Annotated in this window: 1 protein-coding gene; it reads left to right on the forward strand. The window is 51.7% G+C overall.

Features of this window, described 5'->3' with window-relative positions:
- Positions 1–230: 2Fe-2S iron-sulfur cluster-binding protein (locus AC0L3S_RS39480; protein ID WP_473285374.1), on the forward strand; the 230-nt coding region annotated here is incomplete at its 5' end.
- Between the last annotated feature and the right edge of the window lie 29 nt (positions 231–259).

Here is a 259-nt window from a genome sequence, read left to right on the forward strand (position 1 = left end):
ATGGCTTCCAGTGCGGCTACTGCACCTCCGGGCAAATTTGCTCATCAGTAGCGGTGCTAAAAGAGATTCAGGACGGCATTCCCAGTCACGTCACGGTCGATTTGGTTTCCGCTCCAGAAACAACTGCCGATGAGATCCGTGAACGTATGAGCGGCAACATCTGTCGCTGTGGTGCATACGCTAACATCCTTGCCGCCATTGAAGATGCTGCGGGGGAGATAAAATCATGAAGGCGTTTACCTATGAACGAGTGAATACC

It is taken from the genome of Bradyrhizobium sp. Ken01 (assembly GCF_055807355.1).